The 17,573-nt window shown below is 74.0% G+C and carries 15 protein-coding genes and 1 pseudogene; 7 read left to right on the top strand and 9 right to left on the bottom strand.

What is annotated here, in order from left to right; translation table 11 throughout:
• The coding region (locus tag AB0G14_RS09375; RefSeq protein ID WP_357695419.1) for a hypothetical protein at nucleotides 1–167 on the bottom strand (167 nt) is incomplete at its 3' end.
• On the opposite strand from AB0G14_RS09375, the pseudogene AB0G14_RS09370 reads away from it, so the two are divergent.
• The 3 genes and pseudogenes from AB0G14_RS09370 to AB0G14_RS09360 all read left to right on the top strand — a co-directional run.
• Nucleotides 87–1,316 (top strand): annotated as a pseudogene (locus AB0G14_RS09370) (bifunctional diguanylate cyclase/phosphodiesterase); the annotation flags it as partial. The gene AB0G14_RS09375 and the pseudogene AB0G14_RS09370 overlap by 81 nt on opposite strands.
• Nucleotides 1,317–1,544: 228 nt before the next feature.
• Nucleotides 1,545–1,883 (top strand): metalloregulator ArsR/SmtB family transcription factor, encoded by a 339-nt coding sequence (locus tag AB0G14_RS09365; RefSeq protein WP_357695398.1) that lies wholly within the window; start codon nucleotides 1,545–1,547, stop codon nucleotides 1,881–1,883.
• Nucleotides 1,880–3,568, top strand: coding sequence for a SulP family inorganic anion transporter (locus AB0G14_RS09360; RefSeq protein WP_357695396.1), 1,689 nt, complete (start codon nucleotides 1,880–1,882; stop codon nucleotides 3,566–3,568). The genes AB0G14_RS09365 and AB0G14_RS09360 overlap by 4 nt, the downstream gene beginning before the upstream one ends.
• 32 nt (nucleotides 3,569–3,600) lie before the next feature.
• On the opposite strand, the gene AB0G14_RS09355 is transcribed toward AB0G14_RS09360, so the two are convergent.
• From AB0G14_RS09355 to AB0G14_RS09325, 7 genes are all read right to left on the bottom strand, one after another.
• The gene (locus AB0G14_RS09355) at nucleotides 3,601–3,762 is read right to left on the bottom strand and encodes a hypothetical protein (RefSeq protein ID WP_357695394.1); all 162 of its coding nucleotides are present in this window, start codon (nucleotides 3,760–3,762) and stop codon (nucleotides 3,601–3,603) included.
• A gap of 172 nt (nucleotides 3,763–3,934) precedes the next feature.
• Complete coding sequence (locus AB0G14_RS09350; protein WP_357695392.1) at nucleotides 3,935–4,678, bottom strand: copper homeostasis protein CutC; 744 nt, start codon at nucleotides 4,676–4,678, stop codon at nucleotides 3,935–3,937.
• A complete protein-coding gene (locus tag AB0G14_RS09345) occupies nucleotides 4,678–5,691 on the bottom strand; it encodes an asparaginase (protein ID WP_357695390.1) in 1,014 nt (337 codons plus the stop codon). Before AB0G14_RS09345 ends, AB0G14_RS09350 begins: the two co-directional genes overlap by 1 nt.
• A complete protein-coding gene (locus AB0G14_RS09340; protein WP_357695388.1) occupies nucleotides 5,688–6,560 on the bottom strand; it encodes an amino acid ABC transporter permease in 873 nt (290 codons plus the stop codon). Before AB0G14_RS09340 ends, AB0G14_RS09345 begins: the two co-directional genes overlap by 4 nt.
• Nucleotides 6,557–7,201 (bottom strand): amino acid ABC transporter permease, encoded by a 645-nt coding sequence (locus AB0G14_RS09335; RefSeq protein ID WP_357695387.1) that lies wholly within the window; start codon nucleotides 7,199–7,201, stop codon nucleotides 6,557–6,559. Before AB0G14_RS09335 ends, AB0G14_RS09340 begins: the two co-directional genes overlap by 4 nt.
• A gap of 16 nt (nucleotides 7,202–7,217) precedes the next feature.
• Complete coding sequence (locus AB0G14_RS09330; protein WP_357695385.1) at nucleotides 7,218–8,171, bottom strand: glutamate ABC transporter substrate-binding protein; 954 nt, start codon at nucleotides 8,169–8,171, stop codon at nucleotides 7,218–7,220.
• Between the two features lie 17 nt (nucleotides 8,172–8,188).
• Nucleotides 8,189–8,917, bottom strand: a complete 729-nt coding sequence (locus tag AB0G14_RS09325) for an amino acid ABC transporter ATP-binding protein (protein WP_357695383.1) — start codon at nucleotides 8,915–8,917, stop codon at nucleotides 8,189–8,191.
• Between the two features lie 193 nt (nucleotides 8,918–9,110).
• Here AB0G14_RS09325 and AB0G14_RS09320 point away from each other — a divergent pair, with 193 nt between their 5' ends.
• Nucleotides 9,111–10,304 carry an ROK family transcriptional regulator gene (locus tag AB0G14_RS09320; RefSeq protein WP_357695381.1) on the top strand — a complete coding sequence of 398 codons (1,194 nt, stop codon included), beginning with the start codon at nucleotides 9,111–9,113 and terminating at the stop codon, nucleotides 10,302–10,304.
• A 138-nt stretch (nucleotides 10,305–10,442) separates the two neighbouring features.
• Here the strand turns inward: AB0G14_RS09320 and ilvD are convergent, their stop codons facing one another.
• Nucleotides 10,443–12,290 (bottom strand): dihydroxy-acid dehydratase, encoded by a 1,848-nt coding sequence (gene ilvD / locus AB0G14_RS09315; protein WP_357695379.1) that lies wholly within the window; start codon nucleotides 12,288–12,290, stop codon nucleotides 10,443–10,445.
• A 111-nt stretch (nucleotides 12,291–12,401) separates the two neighbouring features.
• Here ilvD and AB0G14_RS09310 point away from each other — a divergent pair, with 111 nt between their 5' ends.
• From AB0G14_RS09310 to ilvN, 3 genes are all read left to right on the top strand, one after another.
• Nucleotides 12,402–14,864 (top strand): EAL domain-containing protein, encoded by a 2,463-nt coding sequence (locus AB0G14_RS09310; RefSeq protein ID WP_357695377.1) that lies wholly within the window; start codon nucleotides 12,402–12,404, stop codon nucleotides 14,862–14,864.
• A gap of 188 nt (nucleotides 14,865–15,052) precedes the next feature.
• A complete protein-coding gene (locus AB0G14_RS09305) occupies nucleotides 15,053–16,939 on the top strand; it encodes an acetolactate synthase large subunit (RefSeq protein ID WP_357695375.1) in 1,887 nt (628 codons plus the stop codon).
• A 73-nt stretch (nucleotides 16,940–17,012) separates the two neighbouring features.
• The gene (gene ilvN, locus AB0G14_RS09300) at nucleotides 17,013–17,528 is read left to right on the top strand and encodes an acetolactate synthase small subunit (RefSeq protein WP_091096900.1); all 516 of its coding nucleotides are present in this window, start codon (nucleotides 17,013–17,015) and stop codon (nucleotides 17,526–17,528) included.
• The last annotated feature ends 45 nt before the right edge of the window (nucleotides 17,529–17,573 follow it).

Here is a 17,573-nt window from a genome sequence, read left to right as displayed (position 1 = left end):
TGGACCAGGCGGCGCAGCGGCCGGGCCCCGTAGATCGGGTCGTAGCCGTGCTCGGCGAGCCACCCCCGGGCGGCGTCGGTGATGTCCAGGCCGAGCTGCTGCGGGCCCTCGCCGCGCTGCGGGACGCGCCGTCCCCCTGCGGCGCACTGCTCGTCGTCGACCTGCACGTCCCCGGCGCCACCGCCGAGGGGCCCGGCCACGCCACCCGGGAGGCCGTGACGGCCGAGGTCGCCCGTCGCGTCCGCGCCGTCGTCGGCCCCGGGGACCTGCTCGCTGACCTCACCGCCGCCGGCTTCGCGGTGGTCACCGGGACCGGCCCCGTGCTGGCGTACGCGCTGGGCACCCGGCTGCTCGCCGCGCTCACCCAGCCCTACCAGGTGCCGGGCGGGGTGCTGCGGCTGCGGGCCAGCGTCGGGCTGGCCGAGGTCGCCGGCACCGCCCCGGAGGACCTGCTGCGCCAGGCCGACCTGGCCCGGCGGCGGGCCGTGCAGCTCGGCCGGGACCGGGTCGAGTGGTACGACGCCTACCTGGAGGAGCAGCTCGTCCGCCGGCTGGACCTGGAGCGGGAGCTGCCCGGGGCGGTCGCCCGGGGCGAGCTGGACCTCGTCTACCAGCCGGTGCTCGATCTGGCCGACCGGCAGCCCGTCGGCACGGAGGCGCTGCTGCGCTGGCGCAGCCCGGTCCTCGGCACGGTGCTCCCGGCCGAGTTCCTGCCGGTGGCCGAGGACCTCGACATCGTGGGCGAGCTGGGCTGCTGGGTGCTGGACCGGGCCTGCCGGCAGCTCGCCGCGTGGTCGGCGGGGAGCCGACAGTTCTGGATGGCGGTCAACGTGACCGTCCGGGAGCTGGCCGCGCCCGACTTCGTGCCCCGCACGGCGGCGGTGCTGGACGCGTACGGGGTGCCGCCCGACCGCTTGGTGGTCGAGGTGGCGGAGCCGAGGGTGGCCGGCGAGCTGCCGACCGTGGTGGCCCGGCTGGCCGGGCTCCGTTCGCTGGGCATCCGCACCGCGCTGGACGACTTCCGGGCCGAGCACGCCTCGCTCGCCCAGCTCCGCCGGCTGCCGATCGACCTGCTCAAGGTCGGCCCGCAGCTGGTGGACCCGGCGGACCCGCAGCGCCCGCTGATCGACGTGGTGGTGGCCGTGGGGGACCGGTTGGGGCTGGACATCGTGGTGGAGGAGCTGGAGGTGCCGGGCCTGGTCGACGGCGCGCGCCGGGCCGGCTGCCGCTACGGGCAGGGCTTCGCGCTGGCCCGCCCGGCCACCGCGGAGCGGGTGGAGGCGTACTTCGAGGAGTTCCCGTCGGCGTCGCGCTGACCGCTGCGGGCCGGGACGGACCCGCGCCCCGGAACCGGTGCACTGTCCCGGGGCGGTGCAGTTGACCGCCCGGCCCGTGCCGCGCCGCGTGAACGACGTCTTCGCCGACTGGCGGCGGCCCTGCCCCGGCTTCCCGCGGGGGCAGGGCGCACGCCGCGCCCGTAGTTGAAGATTTTCGCAAGTGCTAAAGTTTGCAATCGGATGTGACGTCGCGTGACGGAGGCTGACGTGTCGGTACCGCTCTACCAGGCGAAGGCGGAGCTGTTCCGCACCCTCGGTCACCCGGTGCGGATCCGGGTGCTGGAGCTGCTCCAGGACGGGCCGAAGCCCGTCCGCGACCTGCTGGCGGCGATCGACGTCGAGGCGTCCAACCTCTCCCAGCAACTCGCCGTGCTCCGCCGCGCCGGCATGGTCACCTCCCACCGGGACGGCCCGCTGGTGATGTACGCGCTCAGCACCCCCGACGTCGCCGACCTGCTGGCCGCCGGACGGCGCATCCTCGGCGCCGTCCTCACCGACCGGGACGGGCTTCTCGACGAGCTGCGCGCCGACGGGCGGGACCGGTGAGCCAGGGGCTTGCGCTCCGCGACCGGTTCCTCGGGCTGCTGCCGCAGCGTGCCGACTGGTCGGCCGTGCGCCGCTCGCCCCGGCGCGATCTGCTCGCCGGGTTGACCGTGGCGGTGGTGGCGCTGCCGCTGGCCCTGGCCTTCGGCGTCACCTCCGGGCTCGGCGCCCAGGCCGGCCTGGTGACGGCGGTGGTGGCCGGCGCGGTCGCCGCCGTCTTCGGCGGCTCCCACCTCCAGGTCTCCGGGCCGACCGGCGCGATGACCGTGGTGCTGGTGCCGGTCGTCCAACAGTTCGGCACGACCGGGGTACTGATGGTCGGTGCGTTGGCCGGGCTGATCCTGATCGCACTGGCCCTCGCCCGCCTCGGCCGGTACGTCCACTACCTGCCCGTCCCGGTGATCGAGGGATTCACCGCCGGCATCGCGGTGGTCATCGCCCTGCAACAGGTGCCGGCGGCGCTCGGGGTGTCCGACGCGCACGGTGACCGCGTCTGGGCCGTGGCCGCCGACGCGGTCACAAGGTTCGTCGCGGACCCGCGGCCGGTCCCGGTCGCGATGGCCCTCGGCGTGGCGGCGGTGATGCTGCTCGGCGCCCGGTGGCGTCCCGGCTGGCCGTTCTCCCTGCTCGGGGTGGCCGCCGCGACCGTCCTGGCCGAGACCGCCCCGGTCGAGCTGGCCCGCATCGGCGCCCTGCCCGCCGGCCTGCCCGCGCCCTCGCTGAGCTTCCTCGACCTCGACGCCGTCGGGGCCCTGCTGCCCTCCGCCCTCGCGGTCGCGGCGCTTGCCGCGCTGGAGAGCCTGCTCTCCGCCACCGTGGCCGACGGGATGACCGTCGGCGGGCGCCACGACCCCGACCGCGAGCTGTTCGGCCAAGGGCTGGCCAACCTCGCGGCCCCGGCGTTCGGTGGGATCCCGGCCACCGCCGCCATCGCCCGTACGGCGGTGAACGTGCGGGCCGGCGCGAGCTCGAAGCTGGCGGCGCTCACCCACGCCGTGGCCCTCGCCGGGATCGTGCTGGCCGCCGCGCCGCTGGTCGGCCGGATCCCGCTCGCCGCCCTGGCCGGCGTCCTGCTGGCCACCACCGTTCGGATGGTCGAGGCCGGGTCGCTCTGGGCGCTGGCCCGCGCCACCCGGGGCGACGCCCTCGTGCTGGTGCTCACCTTCGTGGTCACGGTGGCGCTGGACCTGGTCACCGCCGTCGCGGTCGGGGTGGGCGTGGCGATCGTGATCGCCCTGCGCGCGGTGGCCCGCACGGCGCGCGTGGAACAGGTTCCCCTCGATTCCGGCGAGCACAGCGCCGAGGAACACGCCCTGCTCGCCGACCACATCGTGGCCTACCGGCTGGACGGCCCGCTCTTCTTCGCCGCCGCGCACAGCTTCCTGCTCCAGCTCTCCGACGTCGCCGACGTGCGCGTGGTCATCCTGCGGATGTCCCGGGTGACCACCCTCGACGCCACCGGCGCGCAGGTGCTGGGCGACGCCATCCTCCGGCTGCAGGAGCGCGGGATCACCGTGCTGCTTTCCGGCATCGCCCCCGGCCACGACCAGGTGCTGGCCACCCTCGGCGTCGCCGACCGGCTGCGCCGCGACGGCCTGGTCTTTCCCGACACCCCGGCCGCCATTCGCCACGCCCGCACCGTCGTGCCGGCTGGAGCCAGAGCGGACCAGCCCGCCGCGGCAGGGTAATCGGGTCCGTTGCGACGGGGCCCTCCCCACGCCTACTCCGGGACGCGGCGGTAGGCGCCGTCGCTGGCCGAGGTCGCCATCGAGGCGGCGTACGCGCGCAGCGCCGCGGAGACCGGTCGCTGCCGGTCGACCGGCGTGTACGGCCGGTCACGCTTCTCCTCGGCGACCCGGCGGGCCTGGAGCACGTCCTCCAAGGCTTCGCGCTGGCCCGCCCGGCCACCGCGGAGCGGGTGGAGGCGTACTTCGAGGAGTTCCCGTCGGCATCGCGCTGGCCGCCGCCGGGCCGTCCCGGATCGGCGATCCTGAACCGGTTCACCTGTCCCGGGCGGCGCCGTGGTGAGGGCGCCTGGCGGCGCCCTCACCACGTCACGCCCGCGCGGCCGCCAGCACCCGGCCGACCAGTTCGCCGGAGGTGCCGGAGCGCTCGTACTCGGAGCGGTGCAGGGACCCGCCCATCCGCGGCGCCGGGTTGCGGTGCACCGCCGGGCCGTCCGACGTCACCAGCGCCGCGAAGTGGTACTCCTCGGCGTTCGTCGCCTCGATGATCCGGGCGATGTTGCGCGGCGTGATGCCGCCGCCCGGCATGACCACGATCCGGCGTTCCGCCCGGCGGACCAGCTCGGCGATGAGCGGGGCACCCTCCAGCACGCTCACCTCCTGACCCGAGGTCAGCACCCGGTCCACGCCCAGCCCGACGAGCTGCTCCAGCGCCTCGAACGGGTCCCGGACCATGTCGAACGCCCGGTGGAAGGTGATGCTGGCGCCGCCGGCCGCCTCGATCAGCTTCCGGGTGGTCGGTACGTCGATGTCGCCCTCGGCGGTCAGCGCCCCGATCACCACGCCGTGCGCACCGGCGGCCACCGCCGCCCGCACGTCGCGCACCATCGCGTCGACCTCCGCCGGGGAGTAGATGAAGTCACCCGCCCTCGGCCGGACGATGACGTGCACCCGGATCCGGTCCACGCTGCGCAGGGCCGTCTCGATGGTGCCGATGCTGGGGGTCAGCCCGCCCTCGAAGAGCGCGGAGCAGAGCTCCACCCGGTCGGCGCCGGCCGCCTCGGCGGCGACCGCCCCCTCGACGCTGTCGATGCAGATCTCGAATGTCGTCATCAGTCTTCCTTCTCCTTGCGGGGTCCCGCGGTCCAATCGATGGCGGCGGTGATCGCGCCGACCGGTTCGCCCCCGCCGAGCACCGGCACCCTGCGCAGCTCCCCGGCGCCGTCGACCGGTACGCCGGCCGCGTCCAGGGCGGCGAGGGCGATGGCGGTGGTGGCCCGGGGGCTTCCGTCGACCACCTTCACGGCGACGGCGTACCCGTCCGGGGCGGCCACCCCGAGCACGCCCTCGGCGCCGCCCTTGGCGAGCACCCCGGGCAGCGCCCGCATCAGGTCGGTGTTCGGGTGGCCGTGCCAGCCGCCGACGTGTTCCGGATGGCGGAGCATCGCCTCGGCGACCCGCGCCTCGTCGCTGCCCGGCTCCGCCAGGACCAGGGCCTGGAACGTGCGGGCCAGGCCGGTCAGCGGCAGCCCGAACAGCGGGGCGCCGCAGCCGTCCACCGCCACGGTGGTGACCGGGGTGCCGGCCAGCCGGCCGATCGTGGCGGCGATCTCGCGCTGCAACGGATGTGCCGGGTCCAGGTAGTCGTGCGTGGACCAGGACCGGGCGGCACAGGCGACGAGCATCGCGGCGTGCTTGCCGGAGCAGTTCATCCGGATCCGGCTCCGCCGGTCGCCGTCGCGGATCAGCCGTTCCCGGGTCGCCTCGTCCTCCGGCCAGTCCACCGGGCAGCCGAGCGCGTCGTCGCCCAGCCCGGCGGCGGCCAGCAGTCCGCGTACCACGGCCACGTGGCGGTCGTCGCCGGTGTGGCTGCCGGCGGCGATGGCCAGCCCGGGGCCGGTCAGCGCGCGGGCGGCTGGCGACGGGGCGGCGATCGCGGCGGTGAGGCAGGCCAGCGCCTGCGCCGGCTTGAGGGTGGAGCGCGGCAGCACCGGCTCGTCGGGTACGCCCGCGGCGAACGCGACCGCTCCGGACGGGTCGAGCACGACCACGCTGCCGAGGTGTCGGCTCTCCACGAAACCGTTGCGGGTCACCCGGGCCAGTTCGGCGTACGGGACAGTGGTCACCGGGCGGTACCCCCCTGGACGAGCAGTGACGCCGCCGGATCCGGTTCGGCGGACTTACGGCGGCCGGTGAGGCGACCGTTGCGGGCCTGCAGCACCCGGGCGAACTTCGACAGCGAGGCGTTGACCACCAGGTAGATCAGCGCCACCACCAGGAAGGTCTGGATCAGCAGGTTGGTGTACGAGGAGAGCACCTGACCGCTGTAGAGCAGCTCGGTGTAGCTCACCACGAAGCCGAGCGAGGTGTCCTTGAGCAGCCCGACCAGCTGGCTGACCAGGGAGGGGGCGAGCTGCAGCAGGGCCTGCGGCAGCACGACCAGCCGCATGACCTGTCCCCGCCGCAGCCCGACGGCCAGGCCGGCCTCGGTCTGGCCCCGGTCCAACGCCTTGATGCCGGCCCGGAAGATCTCGGCGAACGCCGCCGAGTTGGCGACCACCAGGGGCACCACGAGCTTCCAGAACAGCGGGAAGTTCAGGCCGTACTGCGGGAGCGCGAAGAGCGTCACGTAGATCAGCAGCAGCGCGGGTACGGTCCGGAAGACCTCCACGTACGCGCCCGCCAGCCAGCGCACCGGCCGGTGCACCGACAGCCGGCCGAGCGCGAGCAGCAGGCCGAGCGCGGCGCTGAGCACGGCGGTGGCCGCGGCGGCGCGCAGCGTGGCCCAGAGCCCGTCGAGCAGGTAGCGCCAGATCGGCCAGGTGGTGAAGGGCTGCCACCGGTCGGCGGTCAGCTCGCCGTAGCTCGCGAACCGGTGGACCGCCCAGGCGAGCCCGCCGAGGACGGCGAGCGCGCCGAGCACGGTGGCGATCCGGATCCGCCGCCGGGCCCGGGGGCCCGGCTCGTCGAAGAGGATCTGTTGGGTCGGGTTCATCGGACGATCGCCAGCCTTCGTTCCAGCGCGCCGGTGAGCCGACCGATCAGCAGCGCCAGCAGCATGTAGGCGAGGCCGGCGCCGGTGAAGACGGCGATCGGCTGGGCCTCGACGAGGTTCACGTTGTTGGCGGCCTGGGTCAGCTCGACCACCCCGACGGCGGCGGCCAGGGAGGTGTTCATCAGCAGCGCGATGCAGATGTTGCCCATCGGCTGGATCACCGCGCGCAGTCCCTGCGGCAGGATGACGTACCGCAGGGACTGGCTGAAGGTGAGCCCGATGGCGCGCGCCGCCTCGGCCTGCCCCACGCCCACCGTGTTGATCCCGGCCCGGATCGCCTCGGCCAGGTACGCCCCCTCGTAGGCGGCGATCACGATGGCCGCCGAGGTGAACAGCGGGAACGAGATGCCGATCGTCGGCAGCGCGAAGACGAAGAGCACCAGCAGGGCCAGCAACGGCAGGTTCTGGAGCCCCTCGACGTAGACGGTGCCGACGGTGCGCAGCAGCGGTACCGGGCAGATCCGCAGCGTCGCCACGACGATGCCCAGCAGCATCGCGCCGATGGTGGTCACGACGGTCAGGTGGACCGTCGTGACCAGCCCGTGGCCGAGTACGCCGAGGTGTGCGGTGAGGGCGTCCATGTCGGGGGAGGGATCCTCAGGAGCCCTCGACGGACCCGATCGCCGGCGGGGTGGGCGCGCCGCCCTCCACCACCGAGCCGAGGGTGCTCTCCCACACCTTCGCCCAGGTGCCGTCGGCCTGGATCTTCTTGAGCCAGTTGTTGACGAACTCCTTGAACTGGGCGTCCTCGCGGTTGAGTCCGATGCCGTACGCCTCGGTGGTGAACGGCTCGCCGACCACCTTCATACCGGGGTTCGCCTTGGCGCCGGAGGCGAGCAGCGTGAAGTCCTGCACGTACGCGTCGCCGCGCTTCTGCAGCAGCGCCTGCACGGCCTGCGGGTCGGTGGCGAACGCGACCTGCTTCGAACCGGGCGCGGCGGTGGGCAGCGCGGTGACCGCCGGGGTGTTCGCGCCGACGATGACCGTCTTCCCGGCCAGGTCCTGGACGCCCTTGATGCCCGTCTCGTCCTTGCGCACCGCGACCGCCAGGCCGGAGGTCAGGTACGGCCCGGCGAAGGCGACCTGGGTGGCCCGCTGCGGGGTGATGGTGTACGTCTGGAAGACCGCGTCGACCGACTTCGCCTGGAGCATCGCCTCCCGGGTCTGGGTGCCGATGGTCACCGTCTTCACCTCGGGCTTGCCGATGATGTACTTGGCCAGCAGCTTGGCCATGTCGGCGTCGAAGCCCTCGATCTGGCCGCTGACCGGGTTCTGCTGGGACAGCAGCGGAGCGTCCAGCGAGCCGCCGATGGTCAGGTAGCCCTGCTTGCGGATCCGGTCCATGGTGGAGCCGGCCGGGATCTCGGCGTCGGAGGCCACGGGAGCGGCGTCGTACACCGACTGGGCGACCTTCTCGCCGCCCGGCCCGCCGGGCACCGCCGGCCCGGAGCCGCCGTCGCCGCAGCCGGCGGCGGCCAGCGCCACGGCCACCGCCGTGGCGGCCATCGTCACCGCGCGGCGTCGCGTGAGGTTCCTGTGCAGAATCGACATGCCACCCTCCTCGGGGGTCAGTGCTGGAGGATCTTGGAAAGGAAGTCGCGCGCCCGCTCGGTACGGGGGGCGGCGAAGAACTCGTCGGGGGTGCCGGACTCGACGATCCGGCCGTCGTCCATGAAGACGACCCGGTCGGCGGCGCGGCGGGCGAAGCCCATCTCGTGGGTCACCACGATCATGGTCATTCCCTCGGCGGCGAGGGAGACCATCACGTCCAGGACCTCGTTGACCATCTCCGGGTCCAGGGCCGAGGTCGGCTCGTCGAAGAGCAGCACCTTGGGCCGCATCGCGAGGGCGCGGGCGATCGCCGCCCGCTGCTGCTGGCCGCCGGAGAGCTGCGCGGGGTAGCGGTCGGCCTTGTCGGCGATGCCGACCCGGTCGAGCAGGGCCAGCGCCTGCTCGCGGGCCTCGGTCTTGGAGACCCGGCGGACCTTGGTGGGGCCGAGCGTGACGTTGTCGAGCACCGTCCGGTGGCCGAACAGGTTGAACGACTGGAAGACCATGCCGACGTCCGCGCGCAGCCGGGCCAGCTTGCGACCCTCGGCCGGCAGGGGCTCGCCGTCGATCTCGACGTCGCCGGCGCCGGTGACCTCCAGCCGGTTGAGGCACCGGCAGAGAGTCGACTTGCCGGAGCCGGACGGGCCGACCACGACCACCACCTCGCCGGCGGCCACGGTCAGGTCGATGTCCTTGAGCACGTGCAGCGGGCCGAACCACTTCTGCAGGCCGCGGACGGCCACCATCGGCCGGTCCGGGCGCGTGGACCCGGTCCGCCCGGCGAGGCCGGTTGCCGTCGTCGGTGCCACAGCTCGTCCCACTTTCTGCGATGTTCGAACAAAGATTCGTTCTGGCCGAACCAACTCGGCACATCTAATGCGAGCGACCAAAGCAAGTCAACAGGTTGCCGGAAGAAAGTTGGGATGCTAAGAACCTGGCGTGACGATTGACGACGCCCCGCGTGACGGTCTCCGCGGTGGGCCACGCGATCTGCTTCGGCTGGTGGCCAGCGGGGCGGCGGTCAGTCGTGCGGACCTCGCCCGGCTCTCGGGGCTGTCCCCGTCCACCGTCTCCCAGCGGGTCGAGGCCCTGATCAGCGAAGGGCTGCTCCAGGAGACCGGGGCGGGCAAGTCACGGGGTGGACGACGGCCCCGCCAGCTCGCGGTGCCCACCGGTGGCGCGCTGATCGGCGCCGTCGACCTCGGGGCGCACCACGCCCGGCTCGGCACTCTCGACCTCTCCGGCCGGGTGGTCGAGGCCCGGTCCCGGCCGGTCCGCATCGAGGACGGCCCCGAGGCCGTACTCGGCGCGTTGCTCGACGACCTCGCCGCGCTGGTGCCCGCCGCCGACGCGGTGGTGCCCGGCCAGCGGGGAAGCGCCGGCGCCGGCGTCGACGCGTTGCGAGGCATCGGGATCGGCATCCCCGGGCCGGTGCAGTCCGGCACCGGCCGGATCGTCAGCCCCTCCCGGATGCCCGGCTGGAACGGCTTCGACGTCGGTGCCTTCTGTGCACAACGCACGGACGTACCGGTCATCGTGGACAACGACGCCAACCTCATGGCGCTCGGCGCGCACCGGGTCGCCCATGCCCATCTGGACCACGCGGTCTACGTCAAGGCGGGCACCGGCATCGGCGCGGGGGTCATCTCCGGCGGGGCGCTGCACCGGGGCGCCCAGGGCTCCGCCGGGGACATCAGCCACTGCCGGGTGGTGGCCGACGCGGCGCCGCTGTGCAGCTGCGGCAACACCGGCTGCCTGGAGGCGGTGGCCAGCGGGGCGGCCCTGGTCGCCGCCCTGCGGGAGCAGGACGTGCCGGTCAACGACCTGACCGGCGTGATGCGGCTGATCGAGGACGGTGACCGGCACGCCACCGCCCTCGCCCGCCGCGCCGGCCGGGCGATCGGCGAGATCCTCGCCGTGGTGGTCAACTTCTTCAACCCGCAGGTCGTCGCGATCGGTGGCCGGCTCGCCGAGTGCGAGCCGTTGTTGGCCAGCATGCGGGCGACCCTCTACGAGCGCTGCCTGCCGCTGGCCACCGAGGCGCTGCTCATCGAGCGGGTGGTCGCCGGCCCGGACGTGAGCATCATGGGTGCCGCGCACCTGGTCATCGACCGGGTCGTGGACCCGTCCTGACGCCGGTTCCGGACCTGAGCGGGGCGGCGTGAGCCGGGCGTCGCCCGGAACGCCGGTCCGCGCGTGGTGGGCGCGTGCCCCGGCGCCCGGCCGACCATCGGCTCGGCCGGGCACCGCTGCCGGCACGGGCCGGGGGCGTTACTCGGGGACGCGGCGGTAGGCGCCGTCGCTGGCCGAGGTCGCCATCGAGGCGTACGCGCGCAGCGCCGCGGACACCGGCCGCTGCCGGTCGACCGGGGTGTACGGCCGGTCGCGCTTCTCCTGGGCGACCCGGCGGGCCTGGAGCACGTCCTCCGGCACGTCCAGCTCGATCGAGCGGCCCGGGATGTCGATGACGATCTCGTCGCCGGGCTCGACGAGGGCGATCAGCCCGCCGGAGGCGGCCTCGGGGGAGACGTGCCCGATGGACAGGCCGGAGGTGCCGCCGGAGAAGCGCCCGTCGGTGAGCAGCGCGCAGGCCCGGCCCAGCCCCCGGCCCTTCAGGAAGGAGGTGGGGTAGAGCATCTCCTGCATGCCGGGGCCGCCCTTCGGCCCCTCGTAGCGGATCACCACCACGTCGCCGGCGACGACCTCCTTGGCGAGGATCGCCGACACGGCGTCGTCCTGGGACTCGTAGACCTTGGCGGGGCCACGGAAGGTCAGGCACTCCTCGGGCACCCCGGCGGTCTTCACCACGCAGCCGTCCGGGGCCAGGTTGCCGTGCAGGATGGCCAGCCCGCCGTCGGCGCTGTAGGCATGGGCGAGGTCCCGGACACAGCCGCCGGCCGCGTCGGTGTCCAGCGACGACCAGCGGTTGGTGGTGGAGAACGGCTCGGTGGTGCGCACCCCGCCGGGCGCGGCGTGGAACAGCTCGACGGCCTCCGGCGTCGGCGAGCCGCCCCGGACGTCCCAGTCGGCCAGCCAGCGCTCCAGGTCGGGGGAGTGCACCGCGTGCACGTCCCGGTTGAGCAGGCCGGCCCGGTCCAGCTCGCCGAGGATGGCCGGGATGCCACCGGCCCGGTGCACGTCCTCCATGTGGTACTGGGGGGAGTTCGGCGCGACCTTGGCCAGGCAGGGCACCCGGCGGGAGATCGCGTCGATGTCGGCGACGTCGAAGTCCAGCTCGGCCTCGCGGGCGGCGGCGAGCAGGTGCAGGATCGTGTTGGTCGAGCCGCCCATCGCCACGTCCAGGGCGACGGCGTTCTCGAACGCGGCCCGGCCGGCGATCGCGCGGGGCAGCACGGAGGCGTCGTCGCCGTCGTACCACCGCTTGGCGATCTCCACGGCGGTGCGGCCGGCCTCGACGAAGAGCGACCGGCGGGCGGCGTGGGTGGCCAGCGTCGAGCCGTTGCCCGGCAGGGCCAGCCCGATCGCCTCGGTGAGGCAGTTCATCGAGTTGGCGGTGAACATGCCGGAGCAGGAGCCGCAGGTCGGGCACGCGGACCGCTCGATGGCGCCGAGCTGGTCCTCGGTCACGGCCTCGTTGGAGGCCGCGACCATCGCGTCGATAAGGTCGATCTTGGAGTGCACCACGCCCTCGATCGCCACCGTCTTGCCGGCCTCCATCGGCCCGCCGGAGACGAAGACGGTCGGGATGTTCAGCCGCAGCGCGGCCAGCAGCATGCCCGGGGTGATCTTGTCGCAGTTGGAGATGCAGACCAGGGCGTCGGCGCAGTGCGCGTTGACCATGTACTCGACGGCGTCGGCGATCAACTCCCGGCTGGGCAGGGAATAGAGCATGCCGCCGTGGCCCATGGCGATGCCGTCGTCCACCGCGATGGTGTTGAACTCGCGGCCCACCCCGCCGGCCTCGGCCACCGCCTCGGCGACCAGGCCGCCGAGGTCCTTGAGGTGCACGTGACCGGGTACGAACTGGGTGAAGCTGTTGGCGATGGCGACGATCGGCTTGCCGAAGTCGTCGTCGGTCATCCCGGTGGCCCGCCACAGGGCCCGGGCGCCGGCCATCGTCCGACCGTGCGTGGAGGTCTTCGACCGCAGCTCAGGCATGCCTACCAGTGTTGCACCGCCGCCGGCGCACCCGCCGGGGGCGCGCGCCGTGTCCCAAAGGATGCACACCCGGGGCCCCACGCGGGACCCTCATCCGGCACAGTTGGGGACGTGCATCTCCCCCCGGGCATGGTCGCGGCAGCGGTGCTGTGCGGGCTGGTCGCGGCGGCGGCCAGCGCGCTGTCGGCAGCCGACGCCCGGCGGCGGTCCGGGCCGCACCGGCAGGCGCACGCGCTGCTCGCCGCGGCGTCCGCGGTCGCGCTGGTCGGCCTGCTGGTCGGGATCGCCGTGGCGTTCGCCGCCGCCGGGCACGGGGCGCACGGGCCGGACCGGCGTACGGGCTGGGCCACCGTCGTCGCGGTCGGCACGGCGGTCAGCGGGCTGCTCTTCGCCGCGGGGCTGCTCCGGCTGCCCGGCGTGGCCGCGTCGGCGGCGGCCACGGTGCGGCTGGCGCTCGACGGCGTGGTGATGGCGGCCGCGTTCTGGTTCGTCGGCTGGGTGCTGTTCTCCGAGCCCACCCGGCTGCTCGGCGACGCCACCCCGCTGGCCTGCCCGCCGATCCTGCTGGCCACGGTCAGCGCGGCCCTGACCGCCGGGACCACTCTCATCGTGGCGTTCCGTGCCCCGCCCCCGCGCCGGTTCCTCGCCGGTCTCGGCGTCGGGGCCACCCTGGTGACCTGTGGCGGGCTCGGCGTCGCCACCGGCCTCTGCCAGGCCGGCCCGGGTGTGGCGCTCGCCGGGGCGGGGGCGCTCGCCGCCGGCCTGGTCGCCGCCGCGCTGGCCGCCCGGCGGGTGGACCCGGCCGGCCAGGCCGACCTCGACCTGATCCGCCGCGACGGCGACCACGCGTTCGTCCCGATGTTCGCGATGGCCGCCTCGGCGATGTACCACCTCCTCCAGGACGGCCGGTTCGACGCGCTCGGCATCGTCGCCGGCAGCGTCGAGGGCTTCGCCCTGGTGGCCCGGCAGTACCTGACGCTGCACGACGTGCGCGGCTACGCCCGGCGGCTGGTGGAGCGCGAGGCGCACTTCCGTGAGTTGGCGCACACCGACCCGCTGACCGGCCTGGCCAACCGGCGGGGGCTGCTGCGGGCGCTGCACCGCTGCGCCGAGGCCGGCACGCCCTGCGTGCTGCTCGGCCTCGACCTCGACGGCTTCAAGAACGTCAACGACATGCGCGGCCACGACGTCGGCGACGCGGTGCTGGCCGAGGTGGGCCGGCGGCTGCGCGGCAACCTGCGCCCCGGCGACGTGGCGGCCCGGCTCGGCGGCGACGAGTTCGCGGTGCTGATGCACGGCTGCCCGGCCGACGCGGACCGGGTCGCCGAGCGCCTGCTCGGCGTGCTCGGCCGCGCCTACGACCAGCCCGAGGGGCCGGTCTTCCTCTCGGTGAGCATCGGGCTGGCGGGCTGGGCCGGGGAGCCCGACGTGGAGCTGCTGCAGCGCCACGCCGACCTGGCGCTGCGCTACGCCAAGCAGCGCGGCAAGAACCGGATCGAGCGCTACGACGCCGCGTACGACCAGCTGCTGCGCCGGCGCACCACGCTCGAACACGAGCTGCGCGGCGCGATCGAGCGCGACGAGCTGCGGCTGGTGTTCCAGCCGGTGGCCTCGCTGCCCTCGGTGCGCCCGGTCGGCGCGGAGGCGCTGCTGCGCTGGCACCACCCGACGCTGGGCAACGTCCGCCCCGACGAGTTCATCCCGCTGGCCGAGGAGTGCGGGATGATCGCCAAGCTGGGCGCCTGGGTGTTGCACCAGGCCTGCTACCAGCTCTCCCGCTGGCTGGCCGACGGCCACGACGTCTGGGTCTCCGTCAACGTCTCGCCGCGCGAGCTGCACGCCCCGGAGTACGTGGTCCAGGTCGCCGAGGCGCTGCGCGTCCACCACGTGCCGCCGCAGCGGCTGGTGCTGGAGGTCACCGAGCACGCCGTCGCGACCGACCTGGACGAGCTGATCCGGCGGCTGACCGCGCTGCGGCTGACCGGCGTCCGGATCGCGCTGGACGACTTCGGTGCCGGCTACTCCTCGCTGGGGCAGCTGCGGCGCCTGCCGATCGACATCCTCAAGATCGACCACAGCCTGGTCGCCGAGCACGAGCCGGTGCGGCCGGTGGGCCGGGACGGCCCGGCCTTCGCGCCGATGGTCGACATCGTCATGCGGCTCGGTCACCAGCTCGGCCTGGAGGTCATCGCCGAGGGGGTGACGACGCGCACCGAGCTGGCCGCCGTGGTCGCCGCCGGCTGCCGCTTCGGCCAGGGCGCGCTGTCCGGCTGGGGCGTTCCGGCCGAGCACCTGGGGGCGATGCTGGAGGCGGCCACGTCCCCCGGCGCCCGGCCGGCCCCCGCCCCGGCGCCGCCCGTGTCGCCGCCCCGGCGGCTGCCGACGGTCCCCCCCTCCGCGTCGCCGGCCCCGCCGCCCCGGCGGCTGCCGACGGTGCCCGCCCCGCGCCCGCCCGAGCCCGAGTCCGGGCAGGTGGAGCGGGGTGCGCAGGCCCCTCGGACGGGTGAATCTCCGCACTCCGTTAACCAACATGTGGGATCAGTTGACTCATCGCGTGAGATGCGTCAGGCTTGACCGCATGTCGTCGTACCGGTCGCTGCGAGTACTTACCTGAGCGCACTCTCCCTGTCGAGAGTGCGCCGGCCCCGTGCAACCTGCACGAGGGCTTTTTTGTTGCCGTCGAACCCATCGACGGGGGCCCCGTGCCCCGCGTCACACCGCTCGAACAGCCGCACCCACTCCAGCCGAGGGGCTGAACCGCAATGACGAGACCCACGCCAGAGACACTCGCCCACTCCGCCCGGCGCGCCCGCCCGGCCGCCGAGTCCGCGACCGACGCCGACCACGCCGGCGCCACCCGCGCCGCGGCCACCCCGGCCGCCCCGGGGGTACGCACACCCGCCCCGGCCCAGGTCTCCGGAGCCGGCTCGCTCGTGCGGTCCCTCGAGGCGCTCGGCGTCGACGTCGTCTTCGGCATCCCGGGCGGCGCGATCCTGCCGGCGTACGACCCGCTCTACGACTCCACGGTCCGGCACATCCTGGTCCGCCACGAGCAGGGCGCCGGGCACGCGGCGACCGGCTACGCCCAGGCGACCGGCCGGGTCGGCGTGTGCATGGCCACCTCCGGCCCCGGCGCGACGAACCTGGTCACCCCGATCGCCGACGCGTACATGGACTCGGTGCCGATGGTGGCGATCACCGGCCAGGTCGCGCGGCCGGCGATCGGCACGGACGCCTTCCAGGAGGCGGACATCCAGGGCATCACGCTGCCGATCACCAAGCACAACTTCCTCGTGCAGAACGCCGAGGAGATCCCGCGGGTGCTGGCCGAGGCGTTCCACCTGGCCGCCACCGGCCGGCCCGGGCCGGTCCTGGTCGACATCCCCAAGGACGTCCTCCAGGCGCCCACCACCTTCACCTGGCCGCCGACGTTGGACCTGCCGGGCTACCGGCCGACCCTGCACCCGCACGGCAAGCAGATCCGCGAGGCGGCCCGGCTGATGACCTCCGCCCGCCGTCCGGTGCTCTACGTCGGCGGCGGCGTGCTCAAGGCCGGCGCCACCGAGGGGCTGCGCCGGCTGGCCGAGCTGACCGGGATCCCGGTGGTCACCACGCTGATGGCGCTGGGCGCGTTCCCCGACTCGCACCCGCAGCACCTGGGCATGCCCGGCATGCACGGCACGGTCGCCGCCGTCTACGGATTGCAGAAGGCCGACCTGATCGTGGCCCTGGGCGCGCGCTTCGACGACCGGGTCACCGGCAAGCTGGACTCGTTCGCCCCGGACGCGACGGTGGTGCACGCCGACATCGACCCGGCCGAGATCGGGAAGAACCGGCACGCCGACGTCCCGATCGTCGGGGACGCCCGGCACGTCATCGACGAGCTGATCACGGCGGTGACCACCGAGCAGTCGGCCGGCCACCGCGCCGACACCACCGACTGGTGGACCCAGCTCGACGACCTGCGCCGGCGCTACCCGCTGGGCTACGAGGAGCCGGCCGACGGCACCCTCTCCCCGCAGTACGTGATCAGGCGGCTCGGCGAGATCGTCGGCCCGGACGCGATCTACGTCGCCGGGGTCGGGCAGCACCAGATGTGGGCCTCCCAGTTCATCTCGTACGAGAAGCCGTACACCTGGTTGAACTCCGGCGGCCTCGGCACGATGGGCTACGCGGTGCCGGCGGCGATGGGTGCCAAGGTCGGCAAGCCGGACACGGTGGTCTGGGCGGTCGACGGCGACGGCTGCTTCCAGATGACCAACCAGGAGTTGGCCACCTGCGCGCTGGAGGGCATCCCGGTCAAGATCGCCCTGATCAACAACGGCAACCTCGGCATGGTGCGGCAGTGGCAGACCCTGTTCTACGGGGAGCGCTACTCCAACACCGACCTCGGCACCCACAAGCACCGCATCCCCGACTTCGTGAAGCTCGCCGAGGCGCTCGGCTGCGTCGGCCTGCGCTGCGAGAACGCGGAGGACGTCGACAGGACCATCGAAGCCGCGATGGCCATCAACGACGCCCCGGTGGTCATCGACTTCGTGGTCGGCAAGGACGCGATGGTGTGGCCGATGGTCGCCGCCGGCACCAGCAACGACGAGATCATGTTCGCCCGGGGCGTCCGCCCCGCCTTCGACGAGGACGAACTCTGACCATGAGCGAGCGAATCATTCGGTTCCGCCCCCACCCGCGTCAGGACGCGACCGTGCGCAGCGAGGTCGTGGCATGACGATGCACACCCTGTCGGTGCTGGTGGAGAACAAGCCGGGCGTCCTGGCCCGGGTTTCCGGCCTGTTCTCCCGGCGCGGCTTCAACATCGACAGCCTCGCCGTCGGCGAGACCGAGAACCCGGACGTCTCCCGGATCACCATCGTGGTCAACGCCGAGTCGTCCCCGCTGGAGCAGGTGACGAAGCAGCTCAACAAGCTGGTCAACGTGCTCAAGATCGTCGAGCTGGACCCGCAGGTCTCGGTCGCCCGGGAACTGCTCCTGGTCAAGGTGCGCGCCGACCGCGCGGCCCGGGCCCAGGTCCTGGAGACGGTCGGCCTGTTCCGGGCCCGGGTGGTCGACGTGGCACCGGACACGCTGACCATCGAGGCCACCGGCACGCCGGACAAGCTCGACGCGCTGCTGCGCGACCTCGAGCCCTTCGGCATCAAGGAGATGGTCCAGTCGGGGCTGGTGGCGATCGGGCGCGGCTCGCGTTCCATCACCGCCGGGCCCGCGCTCCGGGCCGCCTGACCCCGGCCGCGTCCACGCGGCGCGCCGCCTGACCCGCCCCACCTG

It is taken from the genome of Micromonospora sp. NPDC023814, from assembly GCF_040639595.1.
Lineage (GTDB): Bacteria > Actinomycetota > Actinomycetes > Mycobacteriales > Micromonosporaceae > Micromonospora.
This window is presented reverse-complemented; position numbering and strand designations above follow the sequence as displayed.

Bases quoted from the DNA above. Each gene is read 5' to 3' on its own strand.
- AB0G14_RS09350 (WP_357695392.1), bottom strand. From the start codon at position 4,678: ATGACGACATTCGAGATCTGCATCGACAGCGTCGAGGGGGCGGTCGCC.
- AB0G14_RS09340 (WP_357695388.1), bottom strand. From the start codon at position 6,560: ATGAACCCGACCCAACAGATCCTCTTCGACGAGCCGGGCCCCCGGGCC.
- AB0G14_RS09335 (WP_357695387.1), bottom strand. From the start codon at position 7,201: ATGGACGCCCTCACCGCACACCTCGGCGTACTCGGCCACGGGCTGGTC.
- AB0G14_RS09330 (WP_357695385.1), bottom strand. From the start codon at position 8,171: ATGTCGATTCTGCACAGGAACCTCACGCGACGCCGCGCGGTGACGATG.
- AB0G14_RS09325 (WP_357695383.1), bottom strand. From the start codon at position 8,917: ATGGTGGCCGTCCGCGGCCTGCAGAAGTGGTTCGGCCCGCTGCACGTG.
- ilvD (WP_357695379.1), bottom strand. From the start codon at position 12,290: ATGCCTGAGCTGCGGTCGAAGACCTCCACGCACGGTCGGACGATGGCC.
- AB0G14_RS09305 (WP_357695375.1), top strand. From the start codon at position 15,053: ATGACGAGACCCACGCCAGAGACACTCGCCCACTCCGCCCGGCGCGCC.
- ilvN (WP_091096900.1), top strand. From the start codon at position 17,013: ATGACGATGCACACCCTGTCGGTGCTGGTGGAGAACAAGCCGGGCGTC.